At 70.7% G+C, this 21,210-nt stretch carries 16 protein-coding genes and 1 tRNA gene; 11 read left to right on the top strand and 6 right to left on the bottom strand.

Annotation, left to right across the window (positions count from 1 at the left end; all coding sequences use genetic code 11):
- Positions 1-27: 27 nt before the first annotated feature.
- From IE225_RS01305 to IE225_RS01330, 6 genes are all read left to right on the top strand, one after another.
- Positions 28-516, top strand: a complete 489-nt coding sequence (locus IE225_RS01305; RefSeq protein ID WP_190055376.1) for a PaaI family thioesterase — start codon at positions 28-30, stop codon at positions 514-516.
- A 568-nt stretch (positions 517-1,084) separates the two neighbouring features.
- Positions 1,085-2,311, top strand: coding sequence for a branched-chain amino acid ABC transporter substrate-binding protein (locus IE225_RS01310; protein ID WP_190055679.1), 1,227 nt, complete (start codon positions 1,085-1,087; stop codon positions 2,309-2,311).
- 130 nt (positions 2,312-2,441) lie between these two features.
- Positions 2,442-3,371: a branched-chain amino acid ABC transporter permease gene (locus tag IE225_RS01315; RefSeq protein ID WP_190055377.1), complete on the top strand. Its 930-nt coding sequence runs from the start codon at positions 2,442-2,444 to the stop codon at positions 3,369-3,371.
- A gap of 5 nt (positions 3,372-3,376) precedes the next feature.
- Complete coding sequence (locus IE225_RS01320) at positions 3,377-5,209, top strand: branched-chain amino acid ABC transporter permease (RefSeq protein ID WP_190055378.1); 1,833 nt, start codon at positions 3,377-3,379, stop codon at positions 5,207-5,209.
- Between the two features lie 5 nt (positions 5,210-5,214).
- Positions 5,215-6,078, top strand: coding sequence for an ABC transporter ATP-binding protein (locus IE225_RS01325; RefSeq protein ID WP_190055680.1), 864 nt, complete (start codon positions 5,215-5,217; stop codon positions 6,076-6,078).
- Positions 6,075-6,791, top strand: a complete 717-nt coding sequence (locus tag IE225_RS01330) for an ABC transporter ATP-binding protein (protein WP_190055379.1) — start codon at positions 6,075-6,077, stop codon at positions 6,789-6,791. The genes IE225_RS01325 and IE225_RS01330 overlap by 4 nt, the downstream gene beginning before the upstream one ends.
- Positions 6,792-6,967: 176 nt before the next feature.
- Here IE225_RS01330 and IE225_RS01335 read toward each other — a convergent pair whose 3' ends face one another.
- The gene (locus tag IE225_RS01335; protein WP_190055380.1) at positions 6,968-7,642 is read right to left on the bottom strand and encodes an ANTAR domain-containing response regulator; all 675 of its coding nucleotides are present in this window, start codon (positions 7,640-7,642) and stop codon (positions 6,968-6,970) included.
- A 102-nt stretch (positions 7,643-7,744) separates the two neighbouring features.
- Between IE225_RS01335 and IE225_RS01340 the strand changes: the two genes are divergently transcribed.
- Together IE225_RS01340 and IE225_RS01345 are read left to right on the top strand one after the other, a co-directional pair.
- Positions 7,745-7,817: transfer RNA gene (locus IE225_RS01340), tRNA-Leu, on the top strand.
- A gap of 107 nt (positions 7,818-7,924) precedes the next feature.
- On the top strand, positions 7,925-8,704 hold the full coding sequence (locus IE225_RS01345) for a helix-turn-helix domain-containing protein (RefSeq protein ID WP_190055381.1): 780 nt from the start codon (positions 7,925-7,927) through the stop codon (positions 8,702-8,704).
- A 3-nt stretch (positions 8,705-8,707) separates the two neighbouring features.
- Here the strand turns inward: IE225_RS01345 and pyk are convergent, their stop codons facing one another.
- Positions 8,708-10,144, bottom strand: a complete 1,437-nt coding sequence (gene pyk / locus IE225_RS01350; RefSeq protein WP_190055382.1) for a pyruvate kinase — start codon at positions 10,142-10,144, stop codon at positions 8,708-8,710.
- Between the two features lie 487 nt (positions 10,145-10,631).
- On the opposite strand from pyk, the gene IE225_RS01355 reads away from it, so the two are divergent.
- Positions 10,632-12,446 carry a bifunctional metallophosphatase/5'-nucleotidase gene (locus IE225_RS01355; protein WP_190055383.1) on the top strand — a complete coding sequence of 605 codons (1,815 nt, stop codon included), beginning with the start codon at positions 10,632-10,634 and terminating at the stop codon, positions 12,444-12,446.
- A gap of 124 nt (positions 12,447-12,570) precedes the next feature.
- Complete coding sequence (locus tag IE225_RS01360; RefSeq protein ID WP_190055384.1) at positions 12,571-13,485, top strand: hypothetical protein; 915 nt, start codon at positions 12,571-12,573, stop codon at positions 13,483-13,485.
- A gap of 155 nt (positions 13,486-13,640) precedes the next feature.
- Here IE225_RS01360 and IE225_RS01365 read toward each other — a convergent pair whose 3' ends face one another.
- The 4 genes from IE225_RS01365 to IE225_RS01380 all read right to left on the bottom strand — a co-directional run bounded on the left by IE225_RS01365 (position 13,641) and on the right by IE225_RS01380 (position 20,039).
- Complete coding sequence (locus tag IE225_RS01365) at positions 13,641-15,092, bottom strand: lysine N(6)-hydroxylase/L-ornithine N(5)-oxygenase family protein (protein WP_190055385.1); 1,452 nt, start codon at positions 15,090-15,092, stop codon at positions 13,641-13,643.
- Positions 15,089-16,636, bottom strand: coding sequence for a pyridoxal phosphate-dependent decarboxylase family protein (locus IE225_RS01370; protein WP_229879123.1), 1,548 nt, complete (start codon positions 16,634-16,636; stop codon positions 15,089-15,091). Before IE225_RS01370 ends, IE225_RS01365 begins: the two co-directional genes overlap by 4 nt.
- 207 nt (positions 16,637-16,843) lie before the next feature.
- On the bottom strand, positions 16,844-19,387 hold the full coding sequence (pepN, locus tag IE225_RS01375; protein WP_190055386.1) for an aminopeptidase N: 2,544 nt from the start codon (positions 19,385-19,387) through the stop codon (positions 16,844-16,846).
- A 307-nt stretch (positions 19,388-19,694) separates the two neighbouring features.
- On the bottom strand, positions 19,695-20,039 hold the full coding sequence (locus tag IE225_RS01380) for a chorismate mutase (RefSeq protein WP_190055387.1): 345 nt from the start codon (positions 20,037-20,039) through the stop codon (positions 19,695-19,697).
- A gap of 188 nt (positions 20,040-20,227) precedes the next feature.
- Here IE225_RS01380 and IE225_RS01385 point away from each other — a divergent pair, with 188 nt between their 5' ends.
- Positions 20,228-21,127: a hypothetical protein gene (locus IE225_RS01385; RefSeq protein ID WP_190055388.1), complete on the top strand. Its 900-nt coding sequence runs from the start codon at positions 20,228-20,230 to the stop codon at positions 21,125-21,127.
- Positions 21,128-21,210 lie beyond the last annotated feature (83 nt).

Here is a 21,210-nt window from a genome sequence, read left to right on the forward strand (position 1 = left end):
GATCAACGACGAACGGAGCCTGGTGTCATGGGCGAGCAGCACAGCGTGAAGTTCCCGCAGGAGGTCATCGACGAGTACGCGGCCCTCGGCGTCGATCTGGAGGCCCTCTTCTCCGCCGGGCACCTCGGCACCCGCATGGGCGTGCAGATCACCGAGGCCTCGGCGGAGCGCGTGGTGGGCACGATGCCGGTCGAGGGCAACACCCAGCCCTACGGACTGCTGCACGGCGGCGCCTCGGCCGTGCTCGCCGAGACCCTCGGCTCCGTGGGCGCGATGCTGCACGGCGGCGCCTCGAAGATCGCCGTCGGCGTCGACCTGAACTGCACCCACCACCGCGGCGTGCGCTCCGGCCTGGTGACCGGCGTGGCCACGCCCCTGCACCGGGGCCGCTCCACGGCGACGTACGAGATCGTGATCAGCGACGAGCAGGGGCGGCGGGTGTGCAGCGCCCGCCTGACCTGCCTGCTGCGCGACGTCCGCCCGGGCGACGAGACCCCCGTCCGCGACGCCGGCTGAGCCCGCGCCCGGGCGCCCCGCCCCACCCGCACCCCCCACTCCCGGCGCCCCCTTCCCTCCCCGACCGCCCGGAGATCACCGTGACAGGCCGGAAACGACCCGGCGTGTCACGGTCCGGATTTCGGTATCCCATTCTTCGGGACCGCCCACCAAGCGCCGATCTTCCCTTTCCGCGTGTAACGCTGCGTAACACGCACGCAATCCGGCACCGCCGTTTCCCCTGCCGCGCCGCCCCCTTGCAGGCTCTTTCCGATCTTCCGCGCACCCGTCCCGGCCCCCTTCCCCCGCTCCCTCGCCCACGAGTAATCGGAAGTGCGGGTTCTCACCATGTGGACCGAACGGGAATTCCACCAAAACGGCCGAGAGCCCCCCATGCGCAGGCCGGTGCTCCACCGCGTCATAACAAGAAAGTCACAAGCCAGCGCACGCCGATGCCCAGATCTCCACACCAGGCTTAGAGTCACGCCCAGTCACCGCTCCATCGGGAGTTCGGTACAGGCGCGGCACCAGCCGTCCTCACACAGGGCGGACGTGACCGCGGAAAGGACTGATTGTGCGACAGCGTTCTTTGGTGATACTTACCTCCGTTCTCACCACCGGAGCTCTGACTCTCACCGCCTGCGGCTCCCGAGACAACAGTGGGGACAAGAGCGGCGACGGGTCCGGCACCACCCTGACCATCGGCGTGGACGCCCCGCTGTCCGGCGAGAACTCCACCACCGGCCTCGGCATCCAGTACGGTGTCCAGATCGCCGTCGACGACGCCAACAAGAACAACTGGGTGCCCGGCGTGAAGTTCAAGGTCAAGGCCCTGGACGACAAGGCCCAGCCGGCCAACGGCCAGTCCAACGCCACCGCCCTGGTCGGCGACGGCACCGTCGTGGGCGCCGTCGGCCCGCTGAACTCGGGTGTCGCCCAGTCGATGCAGCAGGTGTTCGCCTCGGCCAACATGGTCCAGATCTCCCCCTCGAACACCAACCCGGAGCTGACCCAGGGCAAGAACTGGCAGACCAAGAAGACCCGCCCGTACAAGACGTACTTCCGTACCGCCACCACCGACGCCAACCAGGGCGGATTCGCCGCCCAGTACGCCGCCCAGGGCCTGAAGAAGAAAAAGGCCTTCGTCGTCGACGACAAGCAGACCTACGGCTCCGGCCTCGCCAAGATCTTCGCGGAGAAGTTCAAGAGCTACGGCGGCACGGTCGTCGGCACCGACCACGTCAACACCGGCGACAAGGACTTCGGCTCCCTCGTCACCAAGATCAAGAACTCCAAGGCCGACCTGCTCTACTACGGCGGCCAGTACGACGAATCCTCGCTGATCACCAAGCAGCTCAAGGACGCCGGCGTCAAGATCCCGCTGTTCGGCGGCGACGGCATGTTCGCCTCCACCTACATCGACGTCGCCGGCAAGGCCGCCGAAGGCGACCTGGCCACCTCCGTCGGCGTCCCCGCCGACACCCTGCCCGCCGCCAAGCAGTTCATCCAGACCTACAAGAGCAAGGGCTACAAGGGCGACTACGCCGCCTACGGCGCCTACGCCTACGACGCCGCCAGCGCCATCATCAAGGCCGTCAAGGCCGTCAAGGACGCCAACGGCGGCAAGCTGCCCAGCGACATCAAGACCGACCTGCGCGCCAAGGTCGTCGACGAGGTCCAGAAGTCCGACTTCGAGGGCATCACCGGCAAGGTCGCCTTCGACCAGTACGGCGACACCACCAACAAGCAGCTGACGGTGTACCAGGTCGTCAACGGCAAGTGGAAGGCTGTGAAGACCGGCACCTACAACGGCTGATCCCCAGCCGCCAGCACACCGCAGCACGGGCCGCGCGGAAGGAGGATCCCGACCGCGCGGCCCCTTCCACACCCCCGCCCGCACCCCGAGTGCGGACGACCACGACCACCAGCGACATGGAGGCCACGCGGTGAACACCCTGCCGCAGCAGCTGGCCAACGGGCTGCTCCTCGGCTCGATGTACGGGCTGATCGCCATCGGTTACACGATGGTGTACGGCATCGTCCAGCTGATCAACTTCGCACACGGCGAGATCTTCATGACCGGCGCCTTCGGCGCCCTCACGGTCTACGCCTACATCCTGCCCCACGGCACCTCGATGTGGGCCGCCGTCCCCCTCATGCTGATCGGCGGCGCCATCGTCGCCGTCCTCGTCGCGGTAGGAGCGGAACGTTTCGCCTACCGGCCACTGCGACAGGCACCACGACTGGCCCCGCTCATCACCGCCATCGGCCTCTCCCTGGCCCTGCAGGAAGTCGTCCGCAACTTCTACCCCGGCGCCGACAAAGCCCGCTCCTTCCCCAGCCTCGACACCACCCACGACCTCGGCGCCGTCACCATCAAGGACGCCGACATCTTCCTGATCATCGCCGCCATCGTCTGCATGTCCTCCCTCGCCTACTTCGTCCGCAAGAGCCGCACCGGACGCGCCATGCAGGCCACCGCCCAGGACCCCGACACCGCACAGCTCATGGGCATCGACACCAACCGCATCATCGTCATCGCCTTCGCCATCGGCGGCCTCTTCGCCGCCGTCGCCGCCGTCTCCTACGGCCTCAAATACGGCAACGTCGACTACCGCATGGGCTTCCTCATGGGCCTCAAAGCCTTCACCGCGGCCGTCCTCGGCGGCATCGGCAACATCTACGGCGCCATGCTCGGCGGCGTCGTCCTCGGCATCGCCGAAACCCTCGCCTCCGCCTACATCAACAACATCCCCGGCATGCAGCAGCTCGGCGGCCAGAGCTGGGCCAACGTCTGGGCCTTCTGCCTCCTCATCCTCGTCCTGCTGCTGCGGCCCCAGGGCCTGCTCGGCGAACGCGTCGCGGACAGGGCGTGATCACCATGACCGACACCACCAAGACCCCCACCCCCGAAAACACCGCCCCGGCCACCACGGCCCCCCGCGGCCCCCTCCCCCTGCCCACCGCCGCCGCCCGCGCCCTGCTCCTCGCAGGCGGCCTCGCCACCCTCGCCTCCACCTTCCTCGCCTGGACGTGGACCAGCGAATTCCCCGGCGACCTCACCGTCTACGGCTACCCCGGCGGCCTGCAATGGCTCACCTTCACCGCCGGCCTGCTCACCACCCTCTTCACCCTCGCCTCCTACCAGGTGCGCGGCCTGCGCTGGCTGCTGCCCGCCGGCAACAACACCCCCCTCCTCCTCACCGCCGTCGGCGCCTTCGGCGTCACCTGGTTCACCATCCTCGCGATCGCCATCGAACTCGGCGGCCTGGTCAACCTCGAACCCGGCGGATGGATCGCCGCCGTCGCCTCCCTCCTCCCCCTCCTCGGCGCCCTCGCCCTCCCCCCGGCCACCGCCACCAGCGGCACCGGCAGCACCGGCGGCACCAAGGAGACCATCAAGGCCTACGTCGCCAAACCCGAACACATCCCCGCCGCCCAACCCCTCAACGGCTGGGCCCAGCGACTGATCATCACCGCCGTCACCGCCCTCGGCCTCGCCGTCTTCACCTACGGCATCGACACCGAATACGGCGAACTCTTCATCGGCTACCTCATCGTCGTCGTCTTCGCCGTCTGGGCCCTGCACACCGCCGGCCTCCTCGACCGCTTCTCCCGCCTGGTCGCCGCCAACCGCGGCTTCACCCTCGCGATGGGCTTCGCCGCCGCCATCGCCTTCCCCTTCACCCAGACCGACGACCACTACGCCAACATCGGCGTCAACATCCTCATCTTCGGCACCGTCGCCCTCGGCCTGAACATCGTCGTCGGCCTCGCCGGCCTCCTCGACCTCGGCTACGTCGCCTTCCTCGGCGTCGGCGCCTACACCGCCGCCCTGGTCTCCGGCTCCGAATTCTCCAAATTCTCCGGCGTCCAATTCCCCTTCTGGGCCGCCGCCCTCACCGGCATGGCCGCCTCCCTCGTCTTCGGCGTCCTCATCGGCGCACCCACCCTGCGCCTGCGCGGCGACTACCTCGCCATCGTCACCCTCGGCTTCGGAGAGATCTTCCGCATCGCCGTCAACAACATGGACGGCCAATCCGGACCCGACGTCACCAACGGCCCCAACGGCATCCCCTCCATCCCCGACCTGAAGCTGTTCGGCTTCAACTTCGGCAACCCCCACGACCTCGGCGGCTTCACCCTCGGCCGATTCGCCAACTACTACCTGCTGATGGTCCTCATCATGGCCATCGTGGTCCTCGTCTACACCCGCGCCGCCGACTCCCGCATCGGCCGCTCCTGGATCGCCATCCGCGAGGACGAGACCGCCGCCACCGCCATGGGCATCAACGGCTTCCGCGTCAAGCTCATCGCCTTCGCCCTCGGCGCCTCCCTCGCCGGCCTCGCCGGCACCGTCAGCGCCCACGTCACCTACAGCGTCGTCCCCACCCCCTACCAGTTCGCCGGCTCCACCCCGCCCAACTCCGCCTTCCTCCTCGCCGCCGTCGTCCTCGGCGGCATGGGCACCGTCGCCGGCCCCCTGCTGGGCGCCGCCCTGCTCTACCTGCTGCCGGAGAAACTGGACTTCCTGCAGGACAAATCCCTGCTCGCCTTCGGCATCGCACTCATCCTGCTGATGCGCTTCCGCCCCGAAGGCATCATCGCCAACCGCCGCCGGCAGCTCGAATTCCACGAAACCGGCCAGCTCGACATCCCCGACACCCCAACCCTCACCGGCGAACCCGCCGTCACCACCAAGGCGGGGGCGTGACCACCATGACCACACCCGTACTCCAGGCAAGCGGCGTCACCATGCGCTTCGGCGGCCTCACCGCCGTCCGCTCCGTCGACTTCACCGTCAACACCGGCGAAATCGTCGGCCTCATCGGACCCAACGGCGCCGGCAAGACCACCTTCTTCAACTGCCTCACCGGCCTCTACGTCCCCACCGAGGGCACCGTCACCTACAAAGGCACCGTCCTGCCGCCCAAACCCCACCTCGTCACCAAGGCAGGCATCGCCCGCACCTTCCAGAACATCCGGCTCTTCGCCAACATGACCGTGCTGGAAAACGTCCTCGTCGGACGCCACACCCGCACCAAGGAAGGCCTCTGGTCCGCCCTCCTGCGCGGCCCCGGCTTCCGCAAAGCCGAAAAAGCCAGCGAAGAACGAGCCATGGAACTGCTCGACTTCGTCGGCCTCGCCGCCAAACGCGACCACCTCGCCCGCAACCTCCCCTACGGCGAACAGCGCAAGCTCGAAATCGCCCGCGCCCTCGCCAGCGAACCCGGCCTGCTGCTCCTCGACGAGCCCACCGCCGGCATGAACCCGCAGGAGACCCGCGCCACCGAGGAACTCGTCTTCGCCATCCGCGACAAAGGCATCGCCGTCCTCGTCATCGAGCACGACATGCGCTTCATCTTCAACCTCTGCGACCGCGTCGCCGTCCTCGTCCAAGGCGAAAAACTCGTCGAAGGCACCTCCGACGTCGTCCAGGCCGACGAACGCGTCGTCGCCGCCTACCTCGGCGAACCCTTCGAAGGCGACCCCGGCACCGCCGAAACCGCCGACGTCGCCGCCGCGGAAACCGGCGCCGCCCCGCAGAGCAGCACCACCAGCACCAAGGGAGAAGCCCAGTGACCGCACTGCTCGAGGTCGAGGACCTCAGGGTCGCCTACGGCAAGATCGAAGCCGTCAAAGGCATCTCCTTCAAGGTCGACGCCGGCGAAGTCGTCACCCTCATCGGCACCAACGGCGCCGGCAAGACCACCACCCTGCGCACCCTCTCCGGCCTGCTCAAACCCACCCACGGCAAGATCACCTTCGACGGCAAGCCCCTCAACGGCACCCCCGCCCACAAGATCGTCGCCCTCGGCCTCGCCCACTCCCCCGAAGGCCGCCACATCTTCCCCCGCCTCACCATCGAGGAGAACCTCCAACTCGGCGCCTTCCTCCGCAAGGACAAGGCAGGCATCGACAAGGACATCCAGCGCGCCTACGACCTCTTCCCCATCCTGGGAGAACGCCGCAAACAGGCCGCCGGAACCCTCTCCGGCGGCGAGCAGCAGATGCTCGCCATGGGCCGCGCCCTGATGTCCCAGCCCAAACTGCTCATGCTCGACGAACCCTCCATGGGCCTCTCCCCGATCATGATGCAGAAGATCATGGCCACCATCGCCGAACTCAAATCCCAGGGCACCACCATCCTCCTCGTCGAACAGAACGCCCAAGCCGCCCTCTCCCTCGCCGACCAGGGCCACGTCATGGAAGTCGGCAGGATCGTCCTCTCCGGCACCGGAGAAGACCTCCTCCACGACGAATCCGTCCGCAAGGCCTACCTCGGCGAGGACTGACACCCACCACCCCACCCACCCACACCGACACGGCCGAGGCCCGCACCCCACCCCGGGGTACGGGCCTCGGCCACATCAACGCTCGGACTCTCGGACTCCTGGACTCCCGGGCTCTCGGACTCCCGAACTCCTGGGCTCCCGGGCTGCCGGGCTCTCGGACTCAGCCGGCCCCGGACTCACCCCTTGTCCGACTGCTTCGCCGCCTTCGCCGCCTTCTTCTCCTCATGATCGTCGATCACAGCCCGCGCCACCTGCTGCATCGACATCCGCCGATCCATCGACGTCTTCTGAATCCACCGGAACGCCGCCGGCTCCGTCAGCCCGTACTCCGTCTGCAGGATCGACTTCGCCCGGTCCACCAGCTTGCGCGTCTCCAGCCGCTGGGAGAGATCCGCGACCTCCTTCTCCAGCTCCTTCAACTCGTTGAACCGGCTCACCGCCATCTCGATCGCCGGCACCACGTCGCTCTTGCTGAACGGCTTCACCAGATACGCCATCGCCCCCGCGTCCCGGGCCCGCTCCACCAGATCCCGCTGCGAGAACGCCGTCAGCATCAACACCGGCGCGATCCGCTCCCCCGCGATCTTCTCCGCCGCCGAGATCCCGTCCAGCTTCGGCATCTTCACGTCCAGGATCACCAGATCCGGCCGGTGCTCACGGGCCAGCTCCACGGCCTGCTCGCCGTCACCGGCCTCACCGACGACCGTGTAGCCCTCCTCCTCCAGCATCTCCTTCAGGTCGAGCCGGATCAGGGCCTCGTCCTCCGCGATCACGACACGGGTCGTCATCGGAGGCACGTGCGACTTGTCGTCGTCGGGCACGTCAACGGGCTGGGGCGACTCGGCGGTCACGGAAGCTCCTCGTTCGGGGCAGGGGTACTGCTGACACGAGGGTACCTAGCTGCGGTATGGTGGGGACGCGGCGGGTATCCGTCGACCTTCAATTTGAAGGGGGCCCCGGTAGCCCAGCGGTAGAGGCAATGGTCTCAAACACCATACAGCGTCGGTTCGAATCCGACCCGGGGTACGTTTCCTCGGATTCCAAGGTCACCTTCTGAGAAGCGGACGCTCACCTTCGCGTGAACCTCCGCTTTTTGTTTCGCTCGGTCGCGATCAGTAGCGCACAGTGGTCGCATGTACGACATCGGTACACGCAAGCGAGCTTTGGCGCTCGTCGCTCAGGGGCGCAGCCTCAACTCCGTCAGCAGGGAGACAGGCGTGTCCCGGGCCGCGATCCGTTCGTGGCAGACCCGTATCGAGCCGCTCGGCTGGGCAAGCCGCGCAGTTCCCTGCCCTCGGCGTCAAGACGTTCCCAGACTTCCCGAGGAGCCGGCCGCCTACGCCTACCTTCTGGGGCTGTATCTCGGCGACGGCTGCATCAGCGCGTTCGCGAAAGGCGTGTACTTCCTGCGCATCACCTGCGCCGACGCCTGGCCTGGACTGATTGACGCCTGCGCCGAGGCCATGCGCTTGGTCCGCCCTGACAACAAGGTGTTCCGCGTGCAACGGCAGGGCTGCCAGAATGTCACCTGCTACAGCAAGCACTGGACGTGCCTCTTCCCCCAGCACGGCCCCGGCAAGAAGCACGAGCGCCGGATCGTGCTCGAACCCTGGCAGCGGGAGATCGTCGACGCGCACCCCTGGGAGTTCATCCGCGGTCTGATCCACTCGGACGGCTGCCGGGTCGTCAACTGGACGACCCGGCTGGTCGGCGGTGAGCGCAGGCGCTATGAGTATCCGCGGTACTTCTTCACGAACACGTCCGCCGACATCATCCGTCTCTTCACGGACGCCTTGGACAGGGTGGGTGTGGAGTGGCGGACGTTGAACCAGAGTCGCGCCGCCGTCACCGTCTCGGTCGCCCGGAGGGCGTCCGTGGCGCTGCTCGACGCTCATGTTGGGCCCAAGCACTGAGGGTCACCCGAGGGTGTCGCCCTCTCCGATGTGGTGGACGCGGACCATGTTCGTCGTGCCGGGCATGCCGGGTGGGGAGCCGGCGGTGATGACGACGACGTCGCCGGGTCGGCAGCGGCCGTATTGCAGGAGCAGTTCGTCGACTTGCCGGACCATGGCGTCGGTGGAGTCGGCGTGGGGGCCGAGGAAGGTTTCGACGCCCCAGGTGAGGCTGAGCTGGGAGCGGGTGGCCGGTTCGGGGGTGAAGGCGAGGAGGGGGATCGGGGAGCGGTAGCGGGAGAGGCGGCGGGCGGTGTCGCCGGACTGGGTGAAGGCGACGAGGAAGCGGGCGTGGAGGAAGTCGCCGATCTCGGCGGCGGCGCGGGCGACGGCGCCGCCCTGGGTGCGGGGTTTGTTGTTTTGGGTGAGCGGGGGCAGGCCGTTGGCGAGGAGGTCGTGTTCGGCGGCCTCGATGATGCGGGCCATGGTGGCGACTGTTTCGGTGGGGTATGTGCCGACGCTGGTTTCGCCGGAGAGCATGACGGCGTCGGTGCCGTCGATGACGGCGTTGGCGACGTCGCTGGCCTCGGCTCGGGTGGGGCGGGAGTTGTCGACCATGGAGTCGAGCATCTGGGTGGCGACGATGACGGGCTTGGCGTTGCGTTTGGCCAGTTTGATGGCGCGTTTCTGGACGAGGGGCACTCGTTCGAGGGGCATTTCGACGCCGAGGTCGCCGCGGGCGACCATGATGCCGTCGAAGGCGGCGACGATGTCGTCGAGGGCGTCGACGGCCTGGGGTTTTTCGATCTTGGCGATGACGGGGAGGCGGCGGCCTTCTTCGTTCATGATGCGGTGGACGGGTTTGGCGTCGTGGCCGCTGCGGACGAAGGAGAGGGCGATGATGTCGAAGCCGGTGCGCAGGGCCCAGCACAGGTCGTCCTCGTCTTTTTCGGAGAGGGCGGGGACGGAGACGGCGACGCCGGGGAGGTTGAGGCCCTTGTGGTCGGAGATCATGCCGCCTTCGAGGACGGTGGTGTGGACGCGGGGGCCGTCGACGGCGGTGACCTGGAGGCAGACGCGGCCGTCGTCGACGAGGATGCGTTCGCCGGGGCGGACGTCGGTGGCGAGGCCGGCGTAGGTGGTGCCGCAGGTGTGGTGGTCGCCTTCGGTGCCTTCTTCGGTGGTGATGGTGAAGGTGTCGCCGCGTTCGAGGAGTACGGGTCCTTCGCGGAATCGGCCGAGTCGGATCTTCGGTCCTTGAAGGTCGGCGAGGATGCCGACGCTGCGGCCGGTTTCGTCGGCGGCCTTGCGGACGTGCTGGTAGCGCTCCTCGTGTTCGGCGTGGGTGCCGTGGCTGAGGTTGAAGCGGGCGACGTCCATTCCGGCTTCGACCAGGGCTTTGATCTGGTCGTAGGAGTCGGTGGCGGGGCCCAGGGTGCAGACGATTTTCGCTCGGCGCATGGTGCGAGCCTAGGGCTTACCGGCGGGTAGCGAATTGGCTGGGTGTGACCACTCAACGGCCTTGGGGTGAAAGGTTGTTGACAAGTTTTTCATTGTGCGACGAGGTGCTCTGATGAGCATTTCCCGGTGTCGGCCGCTGTTTTTTCGGGCTGGTGTGCGTCGGGTTTATGGAATGTGCGGGTGATTTCGGTGGCGCGTTCGGCTTGACGGGCGAGGGCGGTTGAAGGCGGGTGGAGGCGGGGTAAAGGGGGTGGCCGGCCGGGGTTCGCCGGGGTGGTCGTACGTCTCGTTCCGTCCTCGCCGGCCGGTGCGGGCGCTTGGGTTCGTCCGGCGGGTCACCGGATCGAAACCTGCCGGACCTGTTGCCGTCGGTCATGTTCAGGTCAGAATCTACGCGCATCACCCGTATCTGCTGTCTACCCCACCTGCCGTCTACCGCACCTGCCGTCTGCGCGCGTCGTCGCCTGGCCGAGGAGAGAGACCGGACATGCCGTTGAACCGCCGGAAGTTTCTGAAGGAGTCCGCCGTGACCGGGGCGGGGGTGGCCCTCGCCGGTGCGGCGGCGGCCCCGGCGGCGCAGGCCGCCGAGGCGCGGGAGGCGACGGGCCGCGGGAGGCCCGCCAGGCGGTACTCCCTCACCGTGATGGGCACGACCGACCTGCACGGGCACGTGTTCAACTGGGACTACTTCAAGAACGCGGAGTACCGGGACAGCGCGGGCAACGCGCAGGGTCTGGCGCGGATCTCGACGCTGGTGAACCAGGTCCGCGAGGAGAAGGGCCGGCAGAACACGCTGCTGCTGGACGCGGGCGACACGATCCAGGGCACTCCGCTGACGTACTACTACGCGAAGGTGGAGCCGATCACCGCGCAGGGCGGCCCGGTGCACCCGATGGCGCAGGCGATGAACGCGATCGGCTACGACGCGGCGGCGCTGGGCAATCACGAGTTCAACTACGGCATCGAGACGCTGCGCAGGTTCGAGCAGCAGTGCCGTTTCCCGCTGCTCGGTGCGAACGCGCTGGACGCGACGACGCTGAGGCCGGCCTTCCCGCCGTACTTCGTCAAGAAGTTCCGTGTGCCGGGTGCGCCGCCGGTCAGGGTCGCGGTGCTGGGGCTGACCAACCCGGGCATCGCCATCTGGGACAAGGCCTATGTGCAGGGGAAGTTGACGTTCCCGGGGCTGGAGGAGCAGGCCGCGAAGTGGGTGCCGAGGCTGCGTTCGATGGGGGCGGACGTGGTGGTGGTGTCGGCGCACTCGGGTACGTCGGGCACGTCGTCGTACGGTGACCAGGTGCCGTACGTGGAGAACGCGGCGGTCAACGTGGCCCGGCAGGTGCCCGGCATCGACGCGATCCTGGTCGGGCACGCGCACGTGGAGATCCCGGAGCTGAAGGTCGTCAACGAGCGGACCGGGCGGACGGTCGTGCTGTCGGAGCCGCTGTGCTTCGCGGAGCGGCTGACCCTGTTCGACATCGAGCTGGTCCTCCGCGGGGGCCGGTGGGAGGTGGAGTCGGTCTCCGCCTCGCTGCGCGATGCCCGCACCGTCGCCGACGACCCGCGGATCACGAGGCTGCTGTCGGACGAGCACGCGAAGGTGGTGGCGTACGTCAACCAGGTGGTGGGCCGGGCCACACAGACGCTGACGACGGCCGAGGCCCGCTACCAGGACGCCCCGATCGTCGACCTGATCACGAAGGTGCAGGAGGACGTCGTCAAGGCGGCTCTGGCGGGCACCGAGTACGCGTCGCTGCCGGTGATCGCGCAGGCCTCGCCGTTCTCCCGCACGTCGGAGATCCCGGCCGGCGACGTGACGATCCGGGATCTGTCGAGCCTGTACGTGTACGACAACACGCTGGTCGCGAAGCTGATGACGGGTGCGCAGGTGCGGGCGTACCTGGAGTACTCGGCGGAGTACTTCGTGCAGACGGCGCCGGACGCGGCGATCGACGTGGAGAAGCTGACGAACGCGGGCGGCCGCCCGGACTACAACTACGACTATGTGTCGGGCCTGAAGTACGACATCGACATCGCGCAGCCGGCGGGTTCGCGGATCAGGAACCTGACGTTCGGCGGGGCGCCGCTGGACGACGCGCAGCAGTTCGTGCTGGCGGTGAACAACTACCGGGCCAACGGCGGCGGCGCGTTCCCGTACGTGGCGTCGGCGAAGGAGCTGTGGTCGGAGTCGACGGAGATCCGCACCCGGATCGCGGAGTGGGTGACCGCGAAGGGGGTGCTGGACCCGAAGGACTTCGCGTCGGTGGACTGGCGGCTGACGCGCGACGGCACGCCGGTGTTCTAGGCGGGGGCCGTGCCGCATCCGCCTCCGGCAGCACCGCCGGGAATGCCGGGACCGCCGGGGGCGCCGGGGGCGGATGTGGCAGACTCCCGGGCCGATACGTCGGTCGTTACGGGGGAGAGAATCCATGTATCCGGGTCAGCAGCAGCCGGGGCCGTACGGGCAGCCGGGACCCTATGGCGGGCCGGGGGCGTACGGGCAGCCGGGACCGTACGGCGGGCCGGGGCCGTACCAGCCCCATCCGCAGCCGCCGCAGGGACCGTACCCGCCGCAGCCGCAGGCACCGCAGCCGTACCCGCCGCAGGGCCACGTCCCGCCGCCGCAGGCCCCGCAGTTGCGGATCGGTGACGCGCGGATGCGGATCGATCCGAACCTCACGCCGGACCAGCGCGGCCTGGTGCTGAAGATCCAGCAGAAGTCCAAGACGTTCGCGGTCGGCTTCGTGCTCGGCCTTCCGCTGACCTTCGGCGGTGTCCACTACGGCCTCACCGAGAAGCCGGCCGGTTTCGCCGCCGCGGCGGCCGGGCTGGTCCTGCTGGCCGTCGGGGCGCTGGCGCAGACACACCTGGTCGCGCTGCGCCGGCAGTTGCGGCTGATCACCCCGGACGCCTGGCGCTCTCCCGCGGCGCATCTGCCCGGCGCCCGCAAGGCCGCCACCCTCGCCGCCTACGTCAACGGCGTGCTGGTCGTGCTGTCCCTCGGCGCCGCGGGCTGGCTGCTGGTCAAGGGCGCCGGCTGGGGCGCGTACGGCAACTCCTTCGGTTTCGGCGCGCTCGTGCTCGGCGCGTCCCTCCCGCTCGGCATGGGTCTGGCCGCCGCGTCCACGATCCCGCAGCTGCTGCGGGTGATCCCGGCCGGTGCGCGGGTCGGGCGTGCCCTGTACTCGGTCATCCTGGCGCTGGCGGCGATGATGCTCGGCAACGGCGTCAAGGAGGCCGAGCCGCGGGCCGTCGTGGTCGGCGGGACGGTCTCCGCGGTCTGCCTGGGCGCCATGGCGCTGCTGGGCCGCGCCGCCCGGCGGATGCGCGGCGAGGGCCTGTGAGCCACCGTCCGGCGGATGCGCGGCGAAGGTCGGTGAGCCACCGCCCGGCGGGTGCACGGCGAAGGTCGGTGAGCCACCGCCCGGCGGATGCGTGGCGAAGGTCGGTGCCCGCCGGACGGTGACGCGCGGCGGGATCTCGTCCCGCATCCGCCGCCTCAGGTCCCGTCCGCGAGGGGGGTGAGTTCCCGGGGGTGACGGGCGGGCGGGGTCTGCGGGCACGGGTGGGGGTGGGGATGGAGCTGGTCGAGGCCGAAGGTGGTGAAGGCGGTGCGTCCGGGCAGGCGGTAGACCTCCCTGCCGGTGAGGGTGTTGAGGATGCTCGCGCTGCGCCAGGCGGCCAGGCCCAGGTCGGGGGCGCCGACGCCGTGGGTGTGGGTTTCGGCGTTCTGGACGTGGACGGCGCAGCCGGTGGCGCTGATGGCGGGGTCCAGGACGAGGCGGTGGCGGGCGTCGATGCGGGGGCGGCCGCGGCTGTCGCGGCGCAGGTGGGGGTCGAGGTCGGCGAGGATGCGGTCGAGGGGGCGCTGCCGGTAGCCGGTGGCGAGGACGACGGCGTCGGTGGTGAGGCGGCTGCGGGTGCCCTGCTGGACGTGTTCCAGGTGGAGTTCGATGCGGCCGCCGTTGCGGCCTGCGGTGCGGACGCGGACGCCGGGGACGAGGTGGGCGTCGGGCCAGCCGCCGTGCAGGGTGCGGCGGTAGAGCTCGTCGTGGACGGCGGCGAGGGTGTCGGCGCCGATGCCCTTGTGGAGTTGCCACTGGGCGGCGAGGAGCCGGTCGCGGACGGGTTCGGGCAGGGCGTGGAAGTAGCGGGTGTAGTCGGGGGTGAAGTGTTCCAGGCCGAGCTTGGAGTACTCCATGGGGGCGAAGGCCGGGGTGCGGCCGATCCAGTGCAGGCGTTCGCGGCCGGGGGGCCGGTGGCGGAGCAGGTCGAGGAGGACTTCGGCGCCGGACTGGCCCGAGCCGACGACGGTGACGTGCCCGGCGGCGAGGAGGGTGTCGCGGTGGGTGAGGTAGTCGGCGGCGTGCAGGGCGGGGACGTCGGGTGCGTCGACGAGGGGGCGGAGCGGGTCGGGGACGTGGGGTTCGGTGCCGATGCCGAGGACGACGGCGCGGGTGTGGGTGCGGCCGGTGGCTCGGGCCTCGCCGTCGGGACCGAGCCGGGTGTGGTCGACCTCGAAGAGGTTGCGTCCGGGGTTCCAGCGGACGGCGTCGACCCGGTGACGGAAGCGGAGCCGGGGGAGGTTCTCGCTGACCCAGCGGCAGTAGGCGTCGTACTCGGCGCGCTGGATGTGGAAGCGCTCGGCGAAGTAGAAGGGGAAGAGGCGGTCGCGGGTCTTGAGGTAGTTGAGGAACGTCCAGGGGCTGGTGGGGTCGGCGAGGGTCACCAGGTCGGCGAGGAAGGGGACTTGGAGGCGGGTGCCGTCGATGAGCAGGCCGGGGTGCCAGTCGAAGCGGGGGCGTTGTTCGTAGAAGACGGTGTCGAGGCCGGGGATCGGGTGGGCGAGGGCGGCGAGGGACAGGTTGAACGGGCCGATGCCGACGCCGACCAGGTCGCGGGGGGCGCCGGGCTCGGGCTCGTGGCGGGGCGGGTGGGGGGTGGTGCTCATCGGGGGGTGTGTCCTTCCACGAGGTTCTCGGCGGCGTCCGCGGGGTTCTCGGTGGGGTCGCCGGTGTGTCTCCCGGTGTGTCTCCCGGTGTGTCTCCCGGCGCGCTCCTCGATGTGTTCTTCAACGTGTTCTTCGAGGTGTTTCTCGAGGTATTCCTCGAGGTGTTTCTCGAGGTGCTCTTCGAGGTGCTCTTCGGCGTGTCGGAGCAGGGCGGCCAGGTCGTCGGGCCGGGTGTGGGGGTTGAGGAGGGTCGCCTTGAGCCAGAGGCGGCCGTCGAGGCGGGCGCGGCCGAGGACGGCGCGGCCGTCGGTGAGGAGGCGGCGGCGGACGGCGGCGACGGTGGTGTCGGGTGCGTGGGCGGGCCGGAAGAGGACGGTGCTGAGGACGGGTTCGTCGTACAGCTCCCAGGCGGGATGGTCGCGCACGAGGGCGGCCAGGTCGCGGGCGCGGGCGCAGACGGTGTCGACGAGGGCGCCGAGCCCCGAGCGGCCGAGGGTCTTCAGCGTGACGGCGATCTTGAGGATGTCGGGGCGGCGGGTGGTGCGCAGGGAGCGGCCGAGCAGGTCGGGCAGGCCCGCTTCGGTGTCGTCGTCGGCGTTGAGGTAGTCGGCGCGCTGGTTCAGGGCGGTGAGGTCGCTCGGGTCGCGGACGGCGAGGAGTCCGGCGGCGGCCGGCTGCCAGCCGAGCTTGTGCAGGTCGAGGGCGACGGTGTGGGCGGCGTCGAGGCCGGTGAGCCGGGCGCGGTGGCGGTCGCTGAACAGCAGGCCCGCGCCGTAGGAGGCGTCGATGTGGAGGCGGGTGCGGTGGGCGGCGCAGCGGGCGGCGATCTCGGGCAGGGGGTCGATGAGGCCGGCGTCGGTGGTGCCGGCGGTGGCGGCGACGAGCAGGGGACCGGGCAGTGCGGTGAGGGCGGCGTCGAGGGCGGCGGGGTCGAGGGTGCCGCCGGGTGCGGGTACGGCGACGGGGTCGGGCAGGCCGAGCAGCCAGGCGGCGCGCGGCAGGGAGTGGTGGGCGTTGGCGCCGTGGACGAGGCGGAGGCCGGCGCCGTGCCTTTCGCGGGCGAGGAGGAGGGCGAGCAGGTTGGATTCGGTGCCGCCGGTGGTGACGAGGGCGTCGGGTGCGGGTGCGGCGGGGAAGACCTCGGCGGCGAGTGCGCGGGTGACGAGTTCCTCCAGGGCGGAGGCCGAGGGGGCCTGGTCCCAGGAGTCGAGGGAGGGGTTGAGGGCGCTGGCGGCGAGGTCGGCGGCGGTGGCGACGGCGAGGGGTGGGCCGTGCAGGTGGGCCGCGCACAGGGGGTGGGCGGGGTCGGCGGCGCCGGCGGCGAGGGCGTGGACGAGGGTGCGCAGGGCGTCGGGGTCGCCGTGCGCGGGCAGCACCTCCCCCACCGCGTCCCGCAGGCGGGCGGCGACCTGTCCGGGGCCGCCGGCGGGCAGCGGGCCGCCGCGGGCGCGGGCGCCCGCGGCGAGCGTGTCGAGCACGGTGCCGAGCAACGGCCGCAGTGCGTCGGGGCCTTGGGGGCCTGAGGCGAGGGGCGGTGTGCGCATGGGTTCCTCCGGGGCGCGGTGCACACGGGTTTCCGCCGGGATTCCGCGGGGGTTCCAGCTTGGCGCGCCGGGGGCGGTGTGTCCGTGAAGCCGGGCGGTCGGAACCCGAAAGGTGTACGGCCGCCGGGGCTTTCGGCCTCGGAAGGGGGCGGGCCCGGGAGGGGGCCGGGGGTTGCCGGTCCTCTCCCGGGCCCGCCGTGGGGTGCGTCACCGTTCCTGTGCCGCGGCCTCCTTGGTCTCCTTGGCCTCTTTGGCTTCCTTGTCGTCGTGGGCCCGGCGGATGCGCAGGGCGCGTGCGAGGTCGTCGAGTTCGTCGACGAGGCGGCGGCGCAGGGCGGGGACCGGGTCGGCCTCGCGCAGGCAGGTCTCGCCGAGCCGCAGGTGGTCGGCGTCGACGGCGTGGGCGGGGAAGGCCCAGCGTCCGGCGGCGGCGGCGATGGCGGGGCCGCGGCGGGCGGCGACGGCGACCGCGTCCTGGTAGTAGCGGGGCACGTAGTCCCGTACCAGGTCGGCCTGTTCGGGCTGCCAGAAGCCCTTGGCGGTGGCGGTGAACAGGTAGTTGGACAGGTCGTCGGTGGTGAACATCGCCTGCCAGGCGCGGTGTTTGGCCTGCGGGTCGGGCAGGGCGGCGCGGCAGCGGGCGGCGCCCTCCTGGCCGGTGGCGCTGGGGTCGCGGGCGAGTTCGGCGGCGATGGCGGCCTCGTCGGTGGCGCCGAGGACGGCGAGGCGGCCGAGGATGCGCCAGCGCAGCTCGGGGTCGAGTTCCGGGCCGCCGGGTACGGTGCCGTCGGCGAGCCAGGCGGTGAGCGTGTCGGAGCGGGTGGCCACGTCGATGAAGTGGCGTACGGCGATCAGGCGCAGGCCGGGGTGGTCGCCGTCCTCGGTGCGGCGGATGAGGTCGCGGCACAGGTCGGCGAGGGTGGCCAGGGCGGCGGGCCGGTCCTCGGGGCGGACGTAGCGGTTGGCGATGTGGGTGTGGGCGAAGGCGAGGACGCCCTGGGCGACGGCGAGGTCGGTCTCGTGCGGCAGGTGCGCGCGGGCGGTGGCCAGGTAGGTGGCCGGGGGCAGTTCGCCGTCGCGGACGGCGTCGCGCAGGGCGTTCCAGACGACCGCGCGGGTGAGCGGGTCGGGCAGGCCGGAGAGGTGGTGGCGGACGGCGGGGAAGGAGTCGGGGTCGAAGCGGATCTTGGCGTAGGTGAGGTCGCCGTCGTTGAGCAGCAGCAGCGCGGGCCGTTTGCCGACGGGTTCGGCGGTGGTCTGCGGCAGGTCGATCTCGCGGCGTTCGCGCAGGGTGAGGTGGCCGTCGTCGGAGACGTCGTGGTCGTACAGGCCGACGGCGACGCGGTGCGGGCGGCTGCCGGCGCGGGTGACGGTGAGCAGGCAGGTGCCGTCGTCGCAGCGGCTGAGGGTGGGGGTGAGGGTGTCGACGCCGGTGGTGCGCAGCCAGGCTTCGGCCCAGGCGTGCACGTCGCGGTCGGTGGCGGAGGCGAGGGAGTCGAGGAAGTCGGCGAGGGTGGCGTTGCCGAAGCGGTGGCGGGTGATGTGGTGGTTGATGCCGGCGAGGAAGTCCTTCTCGCCGAGCCAGGCCACGAGCTGGCGCAGGGCGGAGGCGCCCTTGGCGTAGGAGATGCCGTCGAAGTTGAGCAGCGCGGAGGCGGTGTCCTGGACGGCCTCGGGGGCGACGGGGTGGGTGGAGGGGCGTTGGTCGGCGTCGTAGCCCCAAGCCTTGCGGGTGATGCCGAACTCGGTCCAGGGGCCGGTGAACCGGGTGGCCTCGGCGGTGGTCTGGTAGCCCATGTACTCGGCGAAGGACTCGTTGAGCCAGATGTCGTCCCACCACTTGAGGGTGACGAGGTCGCCGAACCACATGTGGGCCATCTCGTGCGCGATGACCATGGCGCGGGTCTGGCGTTCGGTGTCGGTGACGGCGGAGCGGTGGACGAACTCGTCGCGGAAGGTGACCAGTCCGGGGTTCTCCATGGCGCCGGCGTTGAACTCGGGGACGAACGCCTGGTCGTAGGAGTCGAACGGGTAGGGCTCGGTGAACTTCTCGTGGTAGCGGTCGAAGCAGGCGCGGGTGACGTCGAGGATCTCCTCGGCGTCGGCGTCCAGGTAGGGGGCGAGGGAGCGGCGGCAGTGGATGCCGAAGGGCAGGCCGCGGTGTTCGGTGCGCACCGAGTGCCAGGGACCGGCGGCGACGGCGACGAGGTAGGTGGAGATCGGCGGGGTGGGCGCGGCCTTCCACACGCCGTCACCGGTGTGCTCGGTGATGCCGTTGGCGAGGACGGTCCAGCCTTGCGGGGCGGTGACGGTGAGGTCGAAGACGGCCTTGAGGTCGGGCTGGTCGAAGGCGGCGAAGACGCGCTGGACGTCGTCCAGGAACAGCTGCGTGTAGACGTACGTCTCGCCGTCGCCGGGGTCGGTGAAGCGGTGCATGCCCTCCCCGGTGCGGGAGTAGCGCATCCGTGCGTCGACGCGCAGTTCGTGCTCGCCGGCGGTGAGGTTCTTCAGGGGCAGGCGGTTGTCGTCCAGTGTGTCCGGGTCCAGGGGCTGCCCGTCGAGGGTGGCGGACCGCAGCTGCTCGGGCTTGAGCTCGACGAACGTGTCCGCGTCCGCACGTGCGGTGAACCGGATGACGGTGCGGGAGCCGAAGGTCTCCTCCCCGGCGGTCAGATCCAGGTCGATCGTGTACCGGTGGACGTCGAGGAGTCGGGCACGGGTCTGCGCTTCGTCGCGCGTCAGTACGGACATGCAGGCCATGCTGCCCGATGGCACCGGCAGCGCACAGGGGTGGTCCGGTGCGGGGTGGCGGGGCGGGGTGGCGCAAGCGGTTGCGCGGCGGTCGCGAGGGCTTGCGTGGCGGTGACGGGGTGGTGGGCGACGGGGTGGTGCCGGGGTGCGGCGCGGGCAGGGGCGCCGGGCCGGAACCGGGGCGTCCGGGCCGGAACCGGGGCGTCCGGGCCGCGGTGGCGCGGTGGTGAGGGGCCGCCGCGCCGGGGTGGTGCGGTGCGGTGGCGGGAGGCCGCCGCGCCGGGGGCGGCGGGGCCCGGGCCCGGGGTCAGTGGGGCACGCCGCCGTTCCCGGTCTCCTCGGCGATGCGCTCGTGGTGGCGGATCACCTCGGCCACGATGAAGTTGAGGAACTTCTCCGCGAACGCGGGGTCCAGCTTCGCGTTCTCCGCCAGGGCCCGCAGCCGGGCGATCTGCCGCGCCTCCCGTGCCGGGTCCGCGGGCGGCAGCCGGTGCGCGGCCTTGAGCCGGCCGACCTCCTGGGTGCACTTGAAGCGCTCGGCGAGCATGTGGACGACGGCCGCGTCGATGTTGTCGATGCTGTCCCGCAGCCGCTCCAGTTCGGCCCGGACGGCCGGGTCGACGTCGTCGACGCCGGTGGTGCTGGTGGTCATGGGCGTCCACCCTACGGGTTTCCGGGCCGGTCGATCATGGGTGGTTCACGGAGTGGACACCGGCCTGCCCGCACCGCCCGTCCGCGCGGGCGGAGCGGATCCGGCCGGCGAGATTCCGCACGGCTGCGCCTGCAGTGGGAACGCCTACAGTGGGAACAAGGCGGTGGCGGCGTCCTTGGGGGCACGGCGTGACGAACGGCGGACCTGTCGAGCACGGCTACCCGCACCTGGAGACGGTGCAGGCCGCGATCACCGCGCTGTACCGGCGGCTGTCCTACGACACCGTCCAGACCTTCGCCACCAGCGTGGCCCCCGCCGACGTCGCCTTCTGCGACGCCGACGACCTGTACCTGGGGGCCCAGCGGGTGGCCCGGGAGCTGGTGCGCCACTACCACCTGCCGGACGCCCGGCTGGTGGTCGGCTTCCGCGCGATGGAGCACGCCGCCCACATCGAGCTGGCCGCGGGACCCGAGTACTTCGTCGAGCTGAACGACCGCTTCCGCACCCACCGCCGGGACATCGGCGCCGCCCTGGCCCATGAGGTGATGCACGTCTACCTGCACCGGCTGGGCCTGTCCTTCCCCGGCGTGCGCGCCAACGAGATCCTCACCGACACCGCGGCCACCTACCTGGGCGCGGGCTGGCTGCTGCTGGACGCCTACCGTGAGGACGCCGTCTCCTCGCAGAAGCTGGGCTACCTCACCCCGGAGGAGTTCGGGTACGTGCTGGCCAAGCGCGCCCTGGTGTTCGGTGAGGACCCCTCGACGTGGTTCACCAGCCCGCAGGCCTACACGGCGTACGTCGCGGGGCGGGAGCTGGCCCGGCGGGACGAGCAGCAGCCGCCGCTGACGGCGGCCGGCTGGGCGGGCCGGCGCCGCTACGCCCGGGACCGCCGCCACGCCCAGGAGCGCGCCGCCGCGGTGGCCGGCCGGGCGGGCGTGCCGTACTCCTTCGCCCCGGACGGCGACGGTCCCCTGCGGGTGTCGTTCCCCTGCCCGACCTGCCGGCAGCGGATCCGGCTGCCGGTACGGGGGCGGGTGCGGGCGCGGTGCCAGTTGTGCCGGACGGTGCTGGAGTGCGACACGTGAATCGGAACGAAAGGTGACGACGCCTGCCCGGGCGTCCGGTCGGGGACTGGTGGGCAGGCGTCGTCGGTGTTCCGTACGCCGTT

The sequence above is a fragment of the Streptomyces echinoruber genome, assembly GCF_014651135.1.
In the GTDB taxonomy this organism is placed as follows: Bacteria; Actinomycetota; Actinomycetes; order Streptomycetales; family Streptomycetaceae; genus Streptomyces; species Streptomyces echinoruber.